The sequence below is a fragment of the Caulobacter radicis genome (genome assembly GCF_003094615.1).
Taxonomy (GTDB): Bacteria; Pseudomonadota; Alphaproteobacteria; order Caulobacterales; family Caulobacteraceae; genus Caulobacter; species Caulobacter radicis.
This window is the reverse complement of the sequence record NZ_QDKO01000042.1, coordinates 75129-92028: the sequence shown is the minus strand read 5'-3', so window position 1 is coordinate 92028 and position 16900 is coordinate 75129. Positions and strand designations below refer to the sequence as shown.

Sequence of the window (16900 nt, the reverse complement as noted above, 5' to 3'; positions counted from 1 at the left end):
GCTTGCTTTGAGGCCTGCCATCGTCGCGGCGACTTAAACGGGTTTCGCTAAGCGGCCACGGCTTGGGCCGCGGCCTCGGCGCAGGCGATGAACCCGCGGCGAACTTCCGCCCGCCAGGCGGCGATGATCGCATTGGCCGCGGCCTGATGCGCCTGCTGCCGGCGATAGAGCGTCGCGGTCGCCGGATCGCCGCTCCACAAGGTCTCCATGATCGCCTTGTACTGGGCGTATTGCTCCGGATCGCCCTGGCGGACCTCGCCGATCTCGGCCATCGCCTTTTGCGACAACTCGCCGAGCTTGGCGCCATGGGCCTGGGCGTCCGCCTCGGTCCAGGTCTGCGAGGTATGGGCCGCCTGAAAGACCGGGCCCATCCAGGCGCTGAACACGTCGGCCCCTATGGCTGGCGTCGTCTCGATATCCCAGGCCATCGAAAGGATTGGGTCGGCGATCTCGGGGTCGAGACCTGTTTCGTCCATCTTGGCCGACAAGGCGGCGCGGGCCTGGCGCCAGCGCTTGGGTTCGATCGGCTTTGAGCGGCTCTCACGCACAAGATCGATGATCGTCTCGGCCGCCGCCTCGAGGGAGGTGCCGCGCAGCGGAATGGAAAGGCCGTAGGTCGGGTGATCCCAGGCCCAGAGGAACCACGCACGAACGATGCCGGGCTCATCGGCCCCGACGGGGACGGCCTCGAGGGCCGCCTGGTAGAAGACGCCCGAGTCGGCCTCCTGATCGTAGGTCCCAAGGGGCGGCAACAGATAGCCTATCGCCGGGTGGAGGCCCTGGCCGGCGGCGAGATCGCCAGGCTTGCCGTCGAGCACCGCCGGCGTCAGCCACGCCGTATAGACCGGACCCTTGTCGGCGACGTCAGCGATCAGGGCATGTTTGCGGGCGGCGTCGCCTCCGAAGGCGCCTTGGCCGCTCATTGGGCCTCTCCGGCGAAGCGTTCGAAGATGGCCGCCAGCTTGCCGCGCGTCATTCCGCCCGAGACGCGTTCTTTGGCCTGGCCGCCTTGCATCATGATGAAGGTCGGAACGCCGAGGATGCCGTAGGTCTCGGCGATCTTGGGTTCGGCGTCGATGTCGACCTTCACGATCTTGATCTCGCCCTGGTACTCGCGGGCGATGTCCTCCAGCGCCGGCATCATCGCCTTGCAGGGACCGCACCAAGTGGCGTGGAAGTCCACGAACACGGGCAGGTCGGACTTCAGGACGAGGGTTTCGAACTCGTCGGTCTTCACGTCGTCTATCTGGGTCATGGAGATTCTCCTTGCTAGGCGCCGGCGGGGCGCGCGGCTGGGGTGGTGAGGGCTTTGCCGCCGTCGAGGGTCAGGACGGTGTCGTGGAAGCGTTCGACGGCCGGTCGGTGGGCGACCGACACAAGGGCGGCGTTCGGGAGGCGCTCGGCCAGCAGGCTGTAGAGGCGCGCCTCCGACTGGGTGTCGAGCGCGCTCGTCGCCTCGTCGACGAACAGGTAGTCGGGGTTTGCTAGGATCGCGCGAGCGGCGGCGATGCGTTGCTGCTCGCCTGGCGACAGGATCCGGCTCCAGGGTCGGTGCTCGTGCAGGCGACAGACCAGCCGGGCCAGTCCCAGGCGCTCCAGCAAGGCGGCGTAGTCGGCGTCGCCATGAGCGTCGGACGTCCGAGGATAGGACATTAGGCTCGCCAGCGTGCCGTTGGGCATGTAGCCGCGCTGCGGCAGGAAGGCGATGGCGGCGTCGCGCGGAAGCGTCACCGAGCCGCCGCCAAAGGGCCATAAGCCAGCGATGCTCCGCAGCAAGGTGCTCTTGCCCGCGCCAGAGGGACCCTTGACCAGCAGACGCTCGCCTGGGGAGATTATGAGGTCTCCGATCGTGTTCATGACCTCGCCGTCAGGGAAGGCGATGGCCAGATCGCACACCTGGATGCCGACGCCTGCGTCCTCCAGGACGGCGATGTCGCTGCGCATGTCGGCGGCGAGCAATTCGTCGAGCAGACGCAGACGGGCGACCGAGGAGCGCAGAAGCGCCAGTTCAGCATATTGCCGGATCAGGATGCCTACGCCGCTGTAGACTTGGCTGAACGAGGCGGCCACCAGGGCGATGTCGCCGATTTGCATCTGTCCGCTGATCACGAAAGGCGCGCAAAGCAGCGTTGGGCCGATCAGCATGATCGTCTCGGGCAGGCCGCCGACGATGGTGATCTTTAGGTTGGCGAAAGTGTAGAAGCGCCAGTTCTTTCGGATCAGGTTGAAGGTGTCGGCCAGGCGCTCGCCTTCAATCTTCGCGCCCCGGGCGAAGGCGATCGACTCCCCGTTCTCGCGCACGGCCGCCATTTCCTGACGGAACTGCGCTTCGAGGCGCTGGCGGACCACTTCGGCGCGCGTCAGGCTGCGGCCGAAGACGTGAGTGACGAAGGTCCAGAGGATCGCAAAGCCGAAGGCGACATAGACCAGGAAGCCCGGGATCGGGTGGTGCAGGCCGATAGCGTCGAGCACGATCGGCGGCGACAGCTTCCAGAGCTGGGCCGTGTAGAGGAAGATGCCGAACGAGGAGAAGATCAGGATTGGCGCGATCGTCGTGAGGCGCTCGATGAACTGATAGACATCCTCTTGGATCCGCTGTTCGGGATAGTCGAGCCGGGCGCGGCGCTCTAGGTGGTAGAAGCGGTTGGCGGCGATCCACCGGCCGACGAGGTTTTCGGTCAGCACGCGGCGGAAGCGGATCCGCAGGGTGTAGCGCGTCCAGGCCACGACCGTCCCGACGACGGCGAGTATCGCGCCGGCCATGATGATCTTGGTGAGCAGACCGCTGATCACCGACCCATCCCTGGCGGCCAGGGCGTTGGTGATAGCAGCCAGATTGATCTGCATCTGCAGGAACAGCACGCTGGTGACCGCCCCCGAGCACAGTTCTGCGGCGAACAGCAGCGGCGCGACGAGCGGGTCCGCCTTAACGTAGCGCTTGATCAGGGCCGCGCCGTGCTTGATGTCGGGCCATAGCGCCTTGGCGCTGCTTTCCGGTGGCTGTTCGCGTTCGGCGGCGTCGGCGGCGGACGGGTCTGTGAGGAGGTCTGGGGCGTTCATGACGGGCGGGCGCTCAAGGCTGGCGGCGGACGATGAATCTGGGCCCTGGGCCGGTCGATCAGGCCGAGGCGGTCAGAAAGGCCCGGTCGATCGCTTCCAGAAGAAGGGCCGAACCGGGCCGGACAGCGGATTTTCTGGGAAAGGCGCTGGTCTCGACGCCGCCGTGCCGGAGGCGTCGAGACCAAACCGTGTCATTGGAATTTGTAGCGAAGGGTCGCGTAAGCCTCGCGAGGCTGGATGACCGTGGCGATCCCGATGTAGCCTGAGCTGGTGTCATAGAGCCGCGCGTTGGTCGCGTTCTTGACGCCGAAGATCATCGACCACTTCGTGGCGTCATAGCCGGCGGTCAGATCAAGGCGCGCATTGCCCGGGTTGTCGGCGTAGAGGGGCCCCGCATCATTGCGCTTGCTGCGAAGTTGCAGGTTGCCCGAGACCCACCAGCCAAGGCCGTTTTGGCCGAAGGTGTAGCTGGCCCAGACGTTGCCCGTGTGCGGCGCGTAGGTGATCCCCAGCTGATCGGGCGAGTCCGCTTGCTTTTTGAGGTAGCTATAGTTGGCCCGAACCTGCAGGTTGGACGTCACTTCCCCCGACAGTTCGATCTCAAAACCGTCCGAGGTCACGCCCGATGCGCTGATATAGCATACCGAACCGCCGGCGCAGACCGGGTCGGGATTGGCCGGATCGGCGACAGCGACATTCTTCTGCTCGATATGGAAAACCGAGGCGGTAGCCGCCACGCGCCGGTCGAAGAACTGCGCCTTGACGCCTCCCTCGACCTGCTGGGCGTTCTCGGGGGCCACTGGCGATCCACCGATGCCGTAGAGGCCGAGATTGGGTTCGAAGCCCTTGGAAGCGCTCACATAGAGCGACAGGTCCGGCTTGGCGCGATAGACGATGCCTAGGGTAGGCAGGGACTCGTTGAAGGTGCCCAGCGAAGGACGGTTCTGGATGTTCGGCGAGTAGTTGACCTTGCGCCAGCCGCCCAAAACGACCCACTTGTTCCAAGTCATCTGGTCAAGGGCCAGATAGCCGGTTTCCTTCGGCGACAAGCCGCCGGTGAAACGCGCCGTCGGCAGACCGCCAAAGATCAGTCCCAGGGTCGCCGTCCGGTCGGTGATCTCGCCGGTATCGAGGTTGATCGTTCGAGCGTCCGTGTATTGCACGCCTTGGGCGATGTCGGTCTTGATGTTGTCATAGGCGAGCAGAAGGCTGTGCTCGATGGGACCGGTGCTGAACTTGCCCTTGAGTTCCAGCTTCAGGGCGTCGACTTTCGCCTGAGCATCGGATTTTGACCCGAAGGACACGAGATTGGGCCAGGCGAAGCCATAGGGCGTGCCTACGCCGGTCAGCCCCGCCGTCGTGTTTCGATCCTGTTCGTTGTGCGTGTAGCGCAGAGCGCCGCTCCAGTTGTCGGTGAAGCGCTGCTCGATCGACAGGTTGGCGTTGCGGTTCTTGACGGACTGACCGTCGCTTGCCGGACCCAGGCGACGGATCGGCAGGTCGTCGACCAGCTTGCTGTCGACGGTGTAGACGAACAGCTGAGGCGGCTTGCGGAGATCCTGATATTCGTACTGAGCCGTAATCTCCGTGCCCCACTTGCGGATTTTCCAGGTCAAAGAGGGCGAGACATAGTCTGAGGAGGCGCCGCGATAGCCGGCCTTGTTGGTGTCGCTGTCCTGGGTGGAGGCCACCAGGCGAGCGAGGATGGTCTTGTCCTCGTCCAGCGCGCCGCCGACATCCATGCCGATGTCGTAGTAGCCGCGGCTGCCGGCCGTCGCGGTGAACTCCGCCGACCGCGCGACCATCGGGGTCTTGGTGATCACGTTGACCACGCCGCCATAGCGCGAGGCGACGCCGGCGATGATCGCTTCGGGTCCCTTGACGACTTCGACGCGCGAGATGGCCACAATCGGCAGGTCGTTGGTCTGACCGTCGGCCGAAAGCGTGCCGTTGCGCATGGCGCCAGCGGAGAAGCCCCGAATGGAGAACTCGCCCTTGCCGTTGCCGCTCACGCCAGCGACGTTTGAAACCGCATCGTCCAGCGTCAGGGCCTGCTGGCGCGCGATCAGTTCTTGACTGACGGTGCTAACCGACATCGGCAGCGTCATCGGATCGGCGTCGATGCGAGTGCCGGTCCGATTGCGATCGGCCAAGTGCGATACGGGCGCGACAACGACCGGGGCGACGGTGGCGACGCTGTTGTCGCTCCCTGCGCCTGGGCACTGCGCTGATTTGTCGATGACGACGAAGCCGCCGGCGACGGAACAGGATTGCAGGTTGGTTCCGCTCAGGATGCGCGCGAGCGCCTGGTCGGCAGCCATCGCGCCCCGGGCGCCGCGGCTCTTGCGGCCGGAGAGATCGACACCGCCGACGCCGACCGTCTGTCCGGTCGCTGCTTCATAGGCTTTGAGCGCGCCGCGAAGATCGCCGGCCGCGATCTCGAACTTGCGGTCCTGAGCATGGGCCGCCGTTGCAAGCAACAGCAACGCGCCGCTCACCGCCGCTGTGGACAGTCCAGACTGATTGAAGAGAGACATTTTCTTCATTTTTTCCCCCACTGACGCTGCACCCTCCTGCCGCGCCGTGTGATGTCCTCGACCGCCCGGCGGACGATCATCTGTGTCTCCGCCAGATGGCGGCCCGGTTTGTTGCGGCCATCGCGCTCGAGGAATGCTCGGTGTGCGGCCGATCCGCACGAGAGCCCCGCGACCTGTCATCAGTCTGTCGTCAAACCCGTGGCGCGGCATTTCCTGCCGCAACGCCGGATTTTGCCCAGGCGTGCAGCGGCCCTATCCCTTCCGCAGGTTTAGTTGGGCGCCAAATCGCGCCATGAGGGTCGATGCTCACCCCTGCCAAGGCGGCGAAGGGACGCGAACTTCGCCGGCTATGGCAGCGGGAAGATCAGGCGAAAGCACGCGCCTCGATCATTGGTCGTGGCCAGCGTCACCTCGCCGCCATGGAGCTGCATGATCCGGCGGACCAGATCCAGGCCCAGGCCCACGCCCTGACCATCTTGGGTGAGGCGGTGAAAAGGCTCGAATACCCGGGCATGGTCGGGTCCGGCGATGCCAGGGCCCTGGTCGGCCACCTCGATCCAGCCATAAGACAGGACGCGGATCGTGATCGATCCGGTTCGGCCGCCATAGCTGATCGCGTTCTGGATGAGGTTGGTCAGAGCGCGCTCGATCGCCAGTTGGTCGCCACGGACGACAAGGCTGGAAACCTCCGGCTCGAAGTCGACCTGGTAGCCGGCGGCGAAAGCCATGGGGGCCAGATCGAGCACGACGCGCTCGGCCAAGCCGACCAGATCGATGTCCGTATAGGAAACCGGACGCTGCTCCAGCCGCTGCAGGTCAAGCAACTGGTCGGCCAGGGCGGTCAGGCGTGCAGCGTCCTCGAGCAGCCGGTTGCGCTCGGGTCCCGGGGGGAGCGCCGACAGCCGGGTGGTCAGAATGGCGATCGGCGTCCTCAGCTCGTGAGCCGCATCGGCCAGGAAGCGCTTCTGACTTTCATAGCCCTTGTCCAGCCGATCGAGCGTGTCATTGATCGTCCGCACGAACGGGAGGATTTCCACAGGAACGCCTTCCTCACCCAGGCGCGTCCCGCTGCGATCGACGTCGATCTGCTTGGCCTCGTCGGCCGCTCTGTCCAGTCCGCGCAGCGCGCGGCGCACGGTCAAGGGCGTAATGATAGCCAGCATCAGGGCGATGGCCGCGCCGATCAGCGATGCGGTGACCAGGGCGGGCCATCCCATCACGCTGGCGACCTGCAAAACCGTCGCGCGGCCGCGGCCGCTGGTCACCAACTGGATGGGGCCAGCCTCGGTGTCGATCCACTGCACCACGGCCAGCGCCGGGGCCGGCCGGGTGCTGAATGGCGCCAGGCGCGCGGAGTTGATGATGTCGAGCAAGGGCAGGGACGCGGCGAGCTCGGATGGCGGCGAACCTTGGGACAGGCGGCTTCCGTCCCGGTCGCGAACGATGAACCAGAATCCGGGTACGTCCGAAGAGAGCCGCTTCAGTTCGCGGGTCGGCGAAAGATAGAGCTGACCAGAGGGAGAGCGCTTCACCGATCTGGCCACCGCGTCGGCCGAACTGCGCTCATAGGCGACGTCGACAATGGATCCGGAGAACCACAGCCACGCGCCCGCCGCGGCGTTGCCCACGAAGAAAAGCAGCAAGATCACAAACTGCGCCACCGCCAGTCGGCTGATCAGCCAGCCTCGCAGCGACCGGGGGCGCAAAACGCTCATGTGTCCTCCCGCAGGAGATAGCCAACGCCGCGCACGACATTGACCGCCAGACCGCTTCCGGCCGTCGACAGCTTCCGGCGAAGGCGTGACACCTGCAGATCCAGGGCGTTGGGCTGGACCTCGTCGTCCATGGAGAACACCGCCTCCATCAGCGAGGTGCGCGGGACCATGCGGCCGAAGCTTCGCAGCAGGGCTTCTAGCACCAGGATCTCGCGTCGTGTCAGGTCCAGCGAGACGCCGTCCACCTGTGCGTCGCGCTGAACCAGGTCGAACGTCAGCCGCCCGGCGGTGACGAGGTCGCTCTGGACGTCGGCGCCCCGCCGGGCGAGAGCGCGCAATCTTGCGAGCAATTCCTCGAAGGCGAACGGCTTGGTGAGGTAGTCGTCCGACCCGATGTTCAGCCCCTCGACGCGGTCGGCGATATCGCCGCGGGCCGTGAGGACGATCACAGGCACGGAGTTTTTCTTCGCGCGGAGTTTCGAAACCAGGCTCAGTCCGTCGCCGTCCGGAAGCTGACGATCAAGGACAATGGCGTCGAAGGTGGAGGAGGTCGCCATCGCCTCGGCCTCATAGAGATTGGCCGCGTGATCGAAAAGAATGCGGTGCCGATGCAAGGCGTCGCCGAGCGCGGAGACCATCTCCGGTTCGTCTTCAACCAGCAGGACCCTCATGGCCTTGACTCTCCCGCGGACGCGATGGGGACGTCCCCACGGCCGAATTGCTCTTCTTGGCGGCCGGACCAGCCGCTCGTCCAGCGCTTGGCGCGGGCTGGACCCTGCCTCGCCTGGCGCATCTGAACGACGGCTCCGCAGCTTGCAAGTCCAGGCCCGGTTCGCGGCGCAGGGGCTTCATCATGCCTAACAGTTGATCATCAAAGGCCCAGGTTGGGAACGTGTCGCCTGCGAGATCCGTACGGTCGTCGCCGGCCCCCACGCCCTTCTTCTTGACCTTGGCGGCGCAGGCGGACACTACTCGCCAGTCGAGGATGCGCCCTCCCGCGTCCATCGCACGCAGTCAGATCAGGTTTGCGTCGGCGGTATTCTGTCGGCGCGCCGGGCTGCGCCGCCATCCTCGAGCCCAGATTCGCCATGACCTCTCTCGACGCCACGGATCGCCGTATCCTGACCATCCTCCAGGTGGACGCCACCCTCACCGTCGCCGACCTCGCCGACCGCATCGGCCTTTCACAAACGCCCTGCTGGAAGCGCGTCAAGCGCCTGCAAGATGAGGGCGTGATCACCGCGAGGGTCGACCTGCTGGATCGCGAGCGCCTCGACCTAGCCCTCGTCGTCTTCGTCTCGGTGAAGACCAACCAGCATGAAGGTCAATGGTTGGAGGCTTTTCGCAAAGCGAGCGCCCTTCCGGAGGTCGTCGAGTTCTACCGGATGAGCGGCGAGATCGACTATCTGCTCAAGGTCCTGGTGCGCGACATCGCCGCCTACGACCGCTTCTATAAGCGCCTGATCGCGACCGCGCCGCTGTGCGACGTTTCGTCGAGCTTCGCCATGGAGCAGATCAAGTTCATGACTGCTCTGCCAATTCACAGCATCTAATACGCTTATTCCGCCTATGGAGAGAATGTCATTCTCCAAAATCTGCCTTGGGAAGTGAAAACAAGAATATCGCTCTCACCGTAGCGCCCTACGCTCCGCGCCAAATCCTGGAGGAGCCCATGATCAAGCGCCTGTTCATCGACCACCCCGCCGCGGTGAATGAATCTTACCTCGAGCACATGGGCGTCGCCGCCTCGTTCGGCGCCGCCATGCTGCTGGGCGCTCTCGGCTGTTTTGTTCATGCCGTCGTTCCGGGGCTTTGCGTCAAGACGGGCAGCGGGGTGGTGACGGATCTGCATCGCCGCATGGTGACGCACCGCGCCAAGAACGCGCCGTCGATCGAGCAGGGAGGCGCCAGTGTTTGATCGTCTCCCGCCCGCCAAGACGGACTCGCTCATGGCGCTTGGCCAACTGATGCAGGCCGATCCGCGCGTCGACAAGATCGACCTGGGTGTAGGCACCTATCGCGACGAAAACGGCGCGATCCCGATCATGGCGGCCGTCAAGAGCGCCGAGCGGCTGCTCATCGACGAACAGATCTCCAAGGGCTATGTCGGACCCGCGGGGGACTTTGAATTCGCGCTTCGCTTCCAGGAGGCGGTGTTCCCTGGCCTCGAACGCGAGGCGGGCGCGCGTCTTGCGCGAGTTCAAACCCCAGGTGGGACCGGCGCCCTGCGCCTTGCGTTGCAACTCGTCGCCCAGGCCAATCCTGGCGCCCGGGTCTGGGTCGGCGCGCCCACCTGGCCGGCGCACCTGCCACTGATCGCCGCCGCTGGCCTTGTCGCCAAGACGTTCCAGCATCTGGACGCGGAGGGACGGATCAACACGGCGGCCCTGCACGAGGCGCTCGCGCAGGCCTTGCCTGGCGACATCCTTCTACTGCACGGCTGTTGCCACAATCCGACGGGCGTGGATCTGCCGCTCGACGCTTGGCGCGGCATGGCGGACACCTGCATGCGCAGGGGGATCATACCGCTCGTGGACCTGGCCTATCCGGGCCTCGGCGAAGGCGTGGCCCAGGACGTGGCCGGCGTACGCGCCGCGCTTGCCCTGTGCGAGTACGCCCTCGTCGCCGTCTCAGGATCCAAGTCCTTCGGCCTTTATCGCGACCGCTTGGGAATGCTCATGCTGTTGAGCGCCTCGCCAACGATCGCTTTCAACACCGCCCGCACGGCCGCCGGTCAAGCCCGTCTTCTATGGTCCAATCCGCCCGACCATGGGGCGGCGGTTGTGCGGATCATCCTCGCCTCGCATGACCTCTCGGCCCAATGGATCGCCGAACTTCGCGCCATGCGCGATCGCGTCAATGCTGTTCGCGCGCGGTTGGCCGGCCTGTCGCTGCAACGGCTGGACCTGCGCTCGCTGCCTGCCCAACGTGGGATGTTCGCGATGCTGCCGATATCCAGCGAGGAGGTGCGGCGGCTGCGGGAGCTTCACGCCGTCTATCTCGACGACTCCGGGCGCATCAATGTCGCGGGCCTGAACGGTTCGAATTTCGAGCGGTTCGCCGCCGCGCTGGCCGATATCGACACTCTGGTCGTTCCGGCCTGACTCCTAGTCCTGCCGCCCCGTCGGGAGCGGCGGGCGTTCATCCCGCGCAGCGGCGCTGGCCGCTTGGCGGCTCAGCGATCTCTCAAAAGGCCAAACGATGCCTCTCCAGACCACCGACCTCATCCCGCGCGCGGTTCTCTTCGGCAACCCCGAACGCGGCGGTTGCCAGATCAGCCCATGCGGCCGTTGGCTGGCCTTCGCCGCCCCACACCAAGGGGTGATGAACATTTGGGTGACCGACTGGGACGCAGACAGCGCAAAGGCCCTGGCCAGCGCCCGCCCCCTCACCAACGATCGCCATCGCGGGGTCTACAGCTTTTCGTGGGCCTATGACGGCGTGCACCTGCTCTACCTGCAGGACAAGGACGGCGATGAGAATGAGCACCTCTACGCCGCGCCCGTCGCGGGCGGGCCCGTTCGCGACCTCACCCCGTTCGAGGACGCCCGGGCGAGCATCACCGCCCAAAGCCGCCGTCTGCGCGACAGCGTCCTGGTGAGCATCAACAATCGTGATCCACGTTTCTCCGATCTCTATCGCCTCGACCTCGGCTCAGGCGAGCTGACCCTCGTGCGCGAGAACCCCGGCTTCTTCGGCTTCGTGGTCGACGAGGATTACGGCGTACGCCTGGCCCTGGCGCCGCAGCCTGACGGCAGCATCGATATTCTTGTTCCAGAGGCGGAAAGCTGGAAGGTATGGCGCAAGATCGCGGAAGGCGACGCGCCCAACACCTGGCCCCAGGCCCTGAGCACCGACGGCCGGACCCTCTACATGCTCGACAGCCGCGGGCGCGACACCGCCGCGCTGGTTCAGTACGACATCGAAGGGGACGCCGACCAGGGCGTTCTGATCGCGGGGCATCCGACCGCCGACATCACCGGGGTGTGGACCGACATCGTCACCCATGAGCCCCTGGCCTGGACAGCCACCTACGAGCGGCGGGAGATCCACGTCCTCGACGAGCGCATTGTCGGGGATGTCGAATTCCTCGACAGGCGTGGGCTAGGCCAGTGGGGCGTCGCCAGCCGAACAGACGATGACAGCGTCTGGATCATCGGCGCCTCGACCGATGTGAGTCCGACGACCTACTACAGCTATGTCCGCGCGACGAAGACGCTGGCCAAACTCTATGACGTTCGGCCCGCACTGGCCGGTGCGCCGCTCGCGCGGATGCAGTCCACGACGATCCCGAGCCGGGACGGGCTGAACATGGTCAGCTACCTGACCTTGCCCGTGCACGCTGACGCCCCGACCGCTTCGCTTTCAAGTACTGAACCCTTGCCGCTGGTGCTGCTCGTCCATGGCGGCCCGCACGCCCGGGACAGCTGGGGCTACGATCCGCAACACCAATGGCTGGCCAACCGTGGCTATGCGGTGCTGAGCGTCAACTATCGGGCCTCGACCGGCTTTGGAAAGGCCTTCCTCCAGGCCGGGGACGGCGAGTGGGGGCGAAAGATGGACGAGGATCTGATCGACGCCGTCGAATGGGCGATCGCCCGCGGCGTGGCTGATCCCAACCGCATCTGCGTCATGGGGGCCAGCTACGGCGGCTATGCGACCCTCTGGGCGATGAGCGCCCATCCTGAACGGTTCGCCTGCGGCGTGGACATTGTGGGGCCGTCCAACCTCGAAACCCTGGCGGCTTCCATTCCACCCTATTGGGAGTCGGCCAAGTCCCAACTCTTCAGGATGATCGGCAACGCCGACACCGAGGAAGGGCGCATGCTCATGAAGGCCCGCTCGCCCGTCCACAAGGCTGGCAAGATCCGCAGGCCGCTTCTGATCGGTCAAGGCGCCAATGATCCGCGGGTGAAGCAAGCCGAGAGCGACCAGATGGTCGCGGCGATGAAGGCCAACGGCGTGCCGGTGACCTATGTGCTTTTCCCCGACGAGGGACACGGCTTCCAGCGTCCAGCGAACAATATCCAGTTCAACGCCCTGACCGAAGCCTTTCTCGAGAAGTACCTGGGCGGCCGCAGGGAGCCGGTGGGGGCCGGCGAGGTCGATGGCAACACCGCGGTCCTCGTCGAGGACGCACTGAACTGATTGCACTTCAGGCGCCGCCGGCAGGCGGCGCATCCCGATCAGCCCGCCGATCCCTCATAGATCGGCGGGCGGCCACCCGAAGCGGCCCCGTTGTACTTGACCACCCGAGAGGCGAAGAATGGGACAGCCTCGTGGAAGATTGCGCGCCAGTCCCGATCCGGGGGCTCGTCCAGCGAACGCCAGAACACGCTGAAGGCATGGCCAAGGTCGTCCTTGGTCGGATGCGTTCACCTGTCCGGCAGAGCCGAAGGCACACCGCAAAGAAACGCCACGGCGCTGGGTCGGCGCCGATGACCTTCACGCCGATCGGCATGAGCGGCGAAGCCAGCATGAGCCCGCTTTCTTCCCGCAACTCGCGAGCCGCGGCGACCCCTGGTGATCCACTGTCTTGGATGGCCCCCTTGACCAGCTGCTTGCCGGCCAGAGCGTGGATAACGCCGAACCTCTCTGCATCGGCCTTTCGTCAGAAAGACTTTGGGGCAGGCTCTCTGGATCATGGCCAGCTCTCCAGCGACTGGGCCGGCCGGTGGAGGGCTGGCTGAAGCCTCGACCGGCCAAGACGGCTGGGCCCTCCTGGTTCGAGCTTGCACTATAGGTCAAGCAATCGGATGAGCGTCAGGCTGAGGAGCATCAGCGCGGCGAGCGACAGGACCACCGCGCCGGCGGCCCGGCCGCCGGCGCGGCTTACGGCCTTGAGATCGGTCTGTAGGCCAAGGGCCGCCATCGAGACGACTGTAAGCGCGCTCGAAACAGCACCGAACACCGGCAGGGCCGGGCCCGGGATCAGGTTCAAGCTCCTTGCGGCGATCATCAGCAGGAAGCCGACGATGAACCAGGGCAGCAGCTTGCCAAGCCCCGGGGCGGTGGCCGATCGGGCTTGGCTGGGGAAGAGGAGCGAGAGGAGGAGGATCACTGGCCCGAGCATCAGCACGCGCACGAGCTTGACGAGCGTCCCGGCCTGGATGGCCTTGGCGCCGAAGGGAGCCGCCGCAGCCAGGACCTGTGGCACGGCGTAGACCGTCAGGCCCGCGAAAATTCCATATCGCGTTGGGTTCATCGCCAGAAGGACGCCAAGAAGCGGCAGGGCCAGAACGACAACAACGCCGAGCACGGCGGTGAAAGAGATCGAGGTCGCCACCTCGTCGCCATCGGCGTCGATGACCGGCGCCACGGCGGCGATGGCGGAGTTGCCGCAGATGGCGTTGCCGCAAGCCACCAGCAGCGCCATTCGGGGATTGAGCCCCATGAGGCGCGCCAGACCAAAGCCGACCGCGATCGCCATGGCGACCAGGGCAAAGACGCCCGCGATCATTGGCGGGCCGAGCGAAGACAGGGTCGAGGCGCTTACTGAGGCGCCCAGCAGCACGACCGCGATTTCCAGCAGCATCTTGGCCGAGAAGCTGACCCCCGTCATGAACCGCGCGTCGGGCGTCCAGGCTGTACGAACGCCTGCGCCCAGGAGTATCGCCAGGACAAGGGGTTCGAGCCAGACGCCGCCAGTAAGATCGCGTTGCAGGCTGGCCAGGCCTACGGCCGCCAAGGCGACGAACAGCGACAGCAGCAGCCCGGGTCGGATTTCCCGGGCGGCCTTGGGGGGCATCCAGAAATGGTCTGAAGACGGGCGCAGGATCAGGCGGTTCATGGCGGCCTGATGCGTTGACGCTGGCCATTCGTCCAACGGATTATATGTCTTAATATGATCCGATTTGGAGAATGATCGTGACGCTCGAACGCCTGCGCATCTTCGTCGCCGTGGCCGAGCGGCAGCATGTCACGGCCGCGGCTCGGGACCTCAACCTGACCCAGTCGGCTGTTTCGAACGCAGTAGCTGCCCTGGAAGCCGAACACGGCATCCGCCTGTTCGATCGGGTGGGGCGAAGCGTAGAGCTCAACGAGATGGGGCGAGTCTTCCTGCCCGAAGCGCGTGCGGTGCTGTCCAGGGCCGCCGCCGCCGAAGCCGTCCTGGCCGACATGGGCGCCCTGCGGCGAGGACGCGTAAGCGTGTTCGCCAGCCAGACCATCGCCGGCTATTGGCTTCCGCCGAGGCTGGTGCGGTTCCACCGAGACCATCCCAATGTCGATCTTCAGGTTCAGATCGGCAACACCCAGGTGGCCGCCCAGGCGGTTCTCGACGGCGTCGCCGAGATCGGTCTTGTAGAAGGCGCGGTCGAGGAGGCGGCCCTGCTCCAAGCCCGGGTTGGCACGGACCGGCTCGCCGTCATGGTCGCCCCCGACCATCCCTGGGCCGGCCGCCGACGGCTTAGCGCCAGCGACCTTGTCTCGTCTCCGTGGGTGCTTCGCGAGCCTGGGTCTGGAACCCGGTCGACCTTGGAGGAGGCGCTCGGTGAGGCCGGCGTCGAACCAGGCGACCTTCAGGTCGCCATGAGCCTGCCGTCAAACGAGGCGGTTCTGGGCGCCGCCGAGGCCGGCGGAGGCGCCACCGCGCTTTCCGAAAGCGTCGCGCGCGCGGCCCTCGCCGCAGGTCGACTGGTCGTCGCGCCGTTCGTGCTGCGCGAGCGTCCATTCCGGCTTCTTCGCCATGCCGACCGTTACCGGAGTCGGGCTGGAGAGGCTTTCGCGCGCTCCGTGTCTATTCCGCTCTGATGGCCGCGGTGGCGAGGCGCCTTCGTTCAGAGGTCGAGAGCGCCAATCGCGACCCGACATTGACTACAATCTCTGCCTTCGGCGCACGCAGTCGGCCCGCCATCTCGATCATTCTTGCGGCGCGGATCTCGTCGCCGTCATTTCTCAGGTTGGCTCCGGAAGCTGGGGCGCTGGACCCAAGTCTAGCCGAAGACGATCTGATCGCTTCGAGACGAGCCAGGCTGAGATGATGGCTCGCAACGCGCCGATCGCCGACCGCAAGACGAGGCGCCTCTCGCTAAGGCAAATGCAAATCGTATCGGACTGAAAGCTTCGCGAAAGGCTGGCTTCGCAAAGGGGGACACCGCCATGGAGTCGCCTAGCTATGACGCCTTGCTCTTTCTCTGCCGCCAATCGCCAAGTTTGTTGGCTAAGCGCGGCGTTTTTGACCGTCTGCGCCTCGAGCACGGGGTTCGCACAAACCCTGGCCGAACCGCTCGCCCAGGAACCAACGGTCGTTAGCCAGCTCGCTGTCCCGCCGCCCGCCGACAACGACCAAGCTCAGGAAGCCTCGGCCACGCCGGCCGATCCGTGGGAAGGCTTCAATCGCCGGACCTTCAAGCTCAATCGCGGCCTTGATCGATATGTGTTCGGTCCAATCGGACGAGGCTACATGAAGATCACGTCCAAGGGCGTGCGCAACCGGGTCTCCTCTGTCGTCACCAATCTGGGTGAGCCAGGCACTGCGATCAATGATTTGGCCCAGGGGCGCCCCCGCGCGGCCGGCGTGACCACCTCGCGCTTCCTGATCAACTCCACGGTCGGAGGTTTGGGGTTGTTCGACGTAGGGGCCAAATTGGGCCTTGAGGGCCACCGATCCGACTTCGGCCAGACCCTGGGCCGCTATGGCGCCGAGTCCGGCCGCTATGTCGTCCTGCCGCTGTTGGGCCCCACCACCCTGCGCGACGGCGCAGGACGTCTCGTCGACACCATGGCCGACCCGGTCGCCATGGCCACCGCCGGCGCCTCCAACTTTGGAATGATCCGCGGCGGCGTCACGAGCGTAGATGCCCGCGCCAACGCGGACGGCTTCATTCGCGCGCTCGACGATGCAGCCGACCCTTACGCGATGATGCGCTCGGCCTATCTGCAAAACCGCGCCGACGTCGTGCGTCAAGCCAAGGGCGGCGTGCAGGTTCTGCCCGACTTTGATGCGGCGAGGATCGAACCTTGAGCGCGCCATCGACCATATCGCGACGCATCCTGCCCTGGCTCCTCCTGCTGCCGAGCGCCTATCCCCAACCCGTACTGGCGGCCGCCCGCGACGCGAGCGCCGAAGCCTTCGTGCGCACGAGCGCCAACCGTCTGCTCGGCGTCCTGAGCGACAAGACCGCCACCGCAGCTCAAAAGAACGCTGCGTTCCACAAGGCGATCGATGATTTGGCCGACGTACCGCGTGTCACCTATTTCGTCCTGGGCAAATACGCTCGCACGATTACGCCCGATCAAAAGCGGCGTTTCGCTCTGGCCTTCCGCTCCTATGTTGAGCGGGTCTACAGGGACCGCCTGAGCGACTATGGCGGCGAGCGTGTGTCGGTGGTCGGCTCGGTCGCGCGCAAGCCTGGCGACGTCGTCGTCGCCACCGAGATCAGCGGCGGCCAGCTAGATCGACCAGTGCCAGTATCCTGGCGCATCATCCAATCGCCCGGAGGCTGGCGCGTAGTCGATGTTCAGTTTCGCGGCGTCTGGCTGGCCATCACCCAGCAACAAGATTTTGTCTCGGCGATCGACAACGCCGGCGGCGATATCGAGGTGTTGATCGACCGCCTGCGCAGCGATGCGCCGCCACGCCGATGA

At 65.7% G+C, this 16900-nt stretch carries 14 protein-coding genes; 7 read left to right on the top strand and 7 right to left on the bottom strand.

Going from position 1 to position 16900, the window contains the following annotated elements; all coding sequences use genetic code 11:
- Nucleotides 1-47: 47 nt before the first annotated feature.
- The 6 genes from DDF62_RS22400 to DDF62_RS22375 form a co-directional block, all read right to left on the bottom strand.
- Nucleotides 48-923 carry a hypothetical protein gene (locus DDF62_RS22400; RefSeq protein ID WP_116491162.1) on the bottom strand — a complete coding sequence of 292 codons (876 nt, stop codon included), beginning with the start codon at nt 921-923 and terminating at the stop codon, nt 48-50.
- Nucleotides 920-1255, bottom strand: coding sequence for a thioredoxin (gene trxA, locus DDF62_RS22395; RefSeq protein WP_116491161.1), 336 nt, complete (start codon nt 1253-1255; stop codon nt 920-922). The genes DDF62_RS22400 and trxA overlap by 4 nt, the downstream gene beginning before the upstream one ends.
- Before the next feature lie 14 nt (nt 1256-1269).
- Nucleotides 1270-3060: an ABC transporter ATP-binding protein/permease gene (locus DDF62_RS22390; RefSeq protein ID WP_116491160.1), complete on the bottom strand. Its 1791-nt coding sequence runs from the start codon at nt 3058-3060 to the stop codon at nt 1270-1272.
- Nucleotides 3061-3251: 191 nt separating this feature from the next.
- On the bottom strand, nt 3252-5597 hold the full coding sequence (locus tag DDF62_RS22385) for a TonB-dependent siderophore receptor (RefSeq protein WP_165832339.1): 2346 nt from the start codon (nt 5595-5597) through the stop codon (nt 3252-3254).
- Nucleotides 5598-5944: 347 nt separating this feature from the next.
- Nucleotides 5945-7312, bottom strand: a complete 1368-nt coding sequence (locus DDF62_RS22380; RefSeq protein WP_116491158.1) for a sensor histidine kinase — start codon at nt 7310-7312, stop codon at nt 5945-5947.
- Complete coding sequence (locus DDF62_RS22375; protein WP_116491157.1) at nt 7309-7983, bottom strand: response regulator transcription factor; 675 nt, start codon at nt 7981-7983, stop codon at nt 7309-7311. Before DDF62_RS22375 ends, DDF62_RS22380 begins: the two co-directional genes overlap by 4 nt.
- Before the next feature lie 417 nt (nt 7984-8400).
- Between DDF62_RS22375 and DDF62_RS22370 the strand changes: the two genes are divergently transcribed.
- The 4 genes from DDF62_RS22370 to DDF62_RS22355 all read left to right on the top strand — a co-directional run bounded on the left by DDF62_RS22370 (nt 8401) and on the right by DDF62_RS22355 (nt 12460).
- Nucleotides 8401-8865 (top strand): Lrp/AsnC family transcriptional regulator, encoded by a 465-nt coding sequence (locus tag DDF62_RS22370; RefSeq protein WP_116491156.1) that lies wholly within the window; start codon nt 8401-8403, stop codon nt 8863-8865.
- Between the two features lie 119 nt (nt 8866-8984).
- Nucleotides 8985-9230, top strand: a complete 246-nt coding sequence (locus DDF62_RS22365; RefSeq protein WP_116491155.1) for a DUF6356 family protein — start codon at nt 8985-8987, stop codon at nt 9228-9230.
- Entirely contained in the window at nt 9223-10416 is a 1194-nt protein-coding gene (locus DDF62_RS22360; RefSeq protein ID WP_133244970.1) for an aromatic amino acid transaminase, read from the top strand. Before DDF62_RS22365 ends, DDF62_RS22360 begins: the two co-directional genes overlap by 8 nt.
- Nucleotides 10417-10513: 97 nt before the next feature.
- Nucleotides 10514-12460: a S9 family peptidase gene (locus DDF62_RS22355; protein ID WP_116491153.1), complete on the top strand. Its 1947-nt coding sequence runs from the start codon at nt 10514-10516 to the stop codon at nt 12458-12460.
- Between the two features lie 589 nt (nt 12461-13049).
- Here DDF62_RS22355 and DDF62_RS22350 read toward each other — a convergent pair.
- Nucleotides 13050-14102 carry a YeiH family protein gene (locus DDF62_RS22350; protein ID WP_116491152.1) on the bottom strand — a complete coding sequence of 351 codons (1053 nt, stop codon included), beginning with the start codon at nt 14100-14102 and terminating at the stop codon, nt 13050-13052.
- 71 nt (nt 14103-14173) lie between these two features.
- On the opposite strand from DDF62_RS22350, the gene DDF62_RS22345 reads away from it, so the two are divergent.
- The 3 genes from DDF62_RS22345 (at nt 14174) to DDF62_RS22335 (ending at nt 16900) form a co-directional block, all read left to right on the top strand.
- Nucleotides 14174-15064: a LysR substrate-binding domain-containing protein gene (locus DDF62_RS22345; protein WP_208866915.1), complete on the top strand. Its 891-nt coding sequence runs from the start codon at nt 14174-14176 to the stop codon at nt 15062-15064.
- 424 nt (nt 15065-15488) lie between these two features.
- On the top strand, nt 15489-16277 hold the full coding sequence (locus DDF62_RS22340) for an MlaA family lipoprotein (RefSeq protein ID WP_244286917.1): 789 nt from the start codon (nt 15489-15491) through the stop codon (nt 16275-16277).
- Nucleotides 16274-16900, top strand: coding sequence for an MlaC/ttg2D family ABC transporter substrate-binding protein (locus tag DDF62_RS22335; RefSeq protein WP_116491150.1), 627 nt, complete (start codon nt 16274-16276; stop codon nt 16898-16900). Before DDF62_RS22340 ends, DDF62_RS22335 begins: the two co-directional genes overlap by 4 nt.

Excerpts from the sequence above, each read along its gene's own strand:
- DDF62_RS22400 (WP_116491162.1), bottom strand. The coding sequence starts at position 923 with ATGAGCGGCCAAGGCGCCTTCGGAGGCGACGCCGCCCGCAAACATGCC.
- trxA (WP_116491161.1), bottom strand. The coding sequence starts at position 1,255 with ATGACCCAGATAGACGACGTGAAGACCGACGAGTTCGAAACCCTCGTC.
- DDF62_RS22390 (WP_116491160.1), bottom strand. The coding sequence starts at position 3,060 with ATGAACGCCCCAGACCTCCTCACAGACCCGTCCGCCGCCGACGCCGCC.
- DDF62_RS22385 (WP_165832339.1), bottom strand. The coding sequence starts at position 5,597 with ATGTCTCTCTTCAATCAGTCTGGACTGTCCACAGCGGCGGTGAGCGGC.
- DDF62_RS22380 (WP_116491158.1), bottom strand. The coding sequence starts at position 7,312 with ATGAGCGTTTTGCGCCCCCGGTCGCTGCGAGGCTGGCTGATCAGCCGA.
- DDF62_RS22375 (WP_116491157.1), bottom strand. The coding sequence starts at position 7,983 with ATGAGGGTCCTGCTGGTTGAAGACGAACCGGAGATGGTCTCCGCGCTC.
- DDF62_RS22370 (WP_116491156.1), top strand. The coding sequence starts at position 8,401 with ATGACCTCTCTCGACGCCACGGATCGCCGTATCCTGACCATCCTCCAG.
- DDF62_RS22365 (WP_116491155.1), top strand. The coding sequence starts at position 8,985 with ATGATCAAGCGCCTGTTCATCGACCACCCCGCCGCGGTGAATGAATCT.
- DDF62_RS22355 (WP_116491153.1), top strand. The coding sequence starts at position 10,514 with ATGCCTCTCCAGACCACCGACCTCATCCCGCGCGCGGTTCTCTTCGGC.
- DDF62_RS22350 (WP_116491152.1), bottom strand. The coding sequence starts at position 14,102 with ATGAACCGCCTGATCCTGCGCCCGTCTTCAGACCATTTCTGGATGCCC.
- DDF62_RS22345 (WP_208866915.1), top strand. The coding sequence starts at position 14,174 with ATGATCGTGACGCTCGAACGCCTGCGCATCTTCGTCGCCGTGGCCGAG.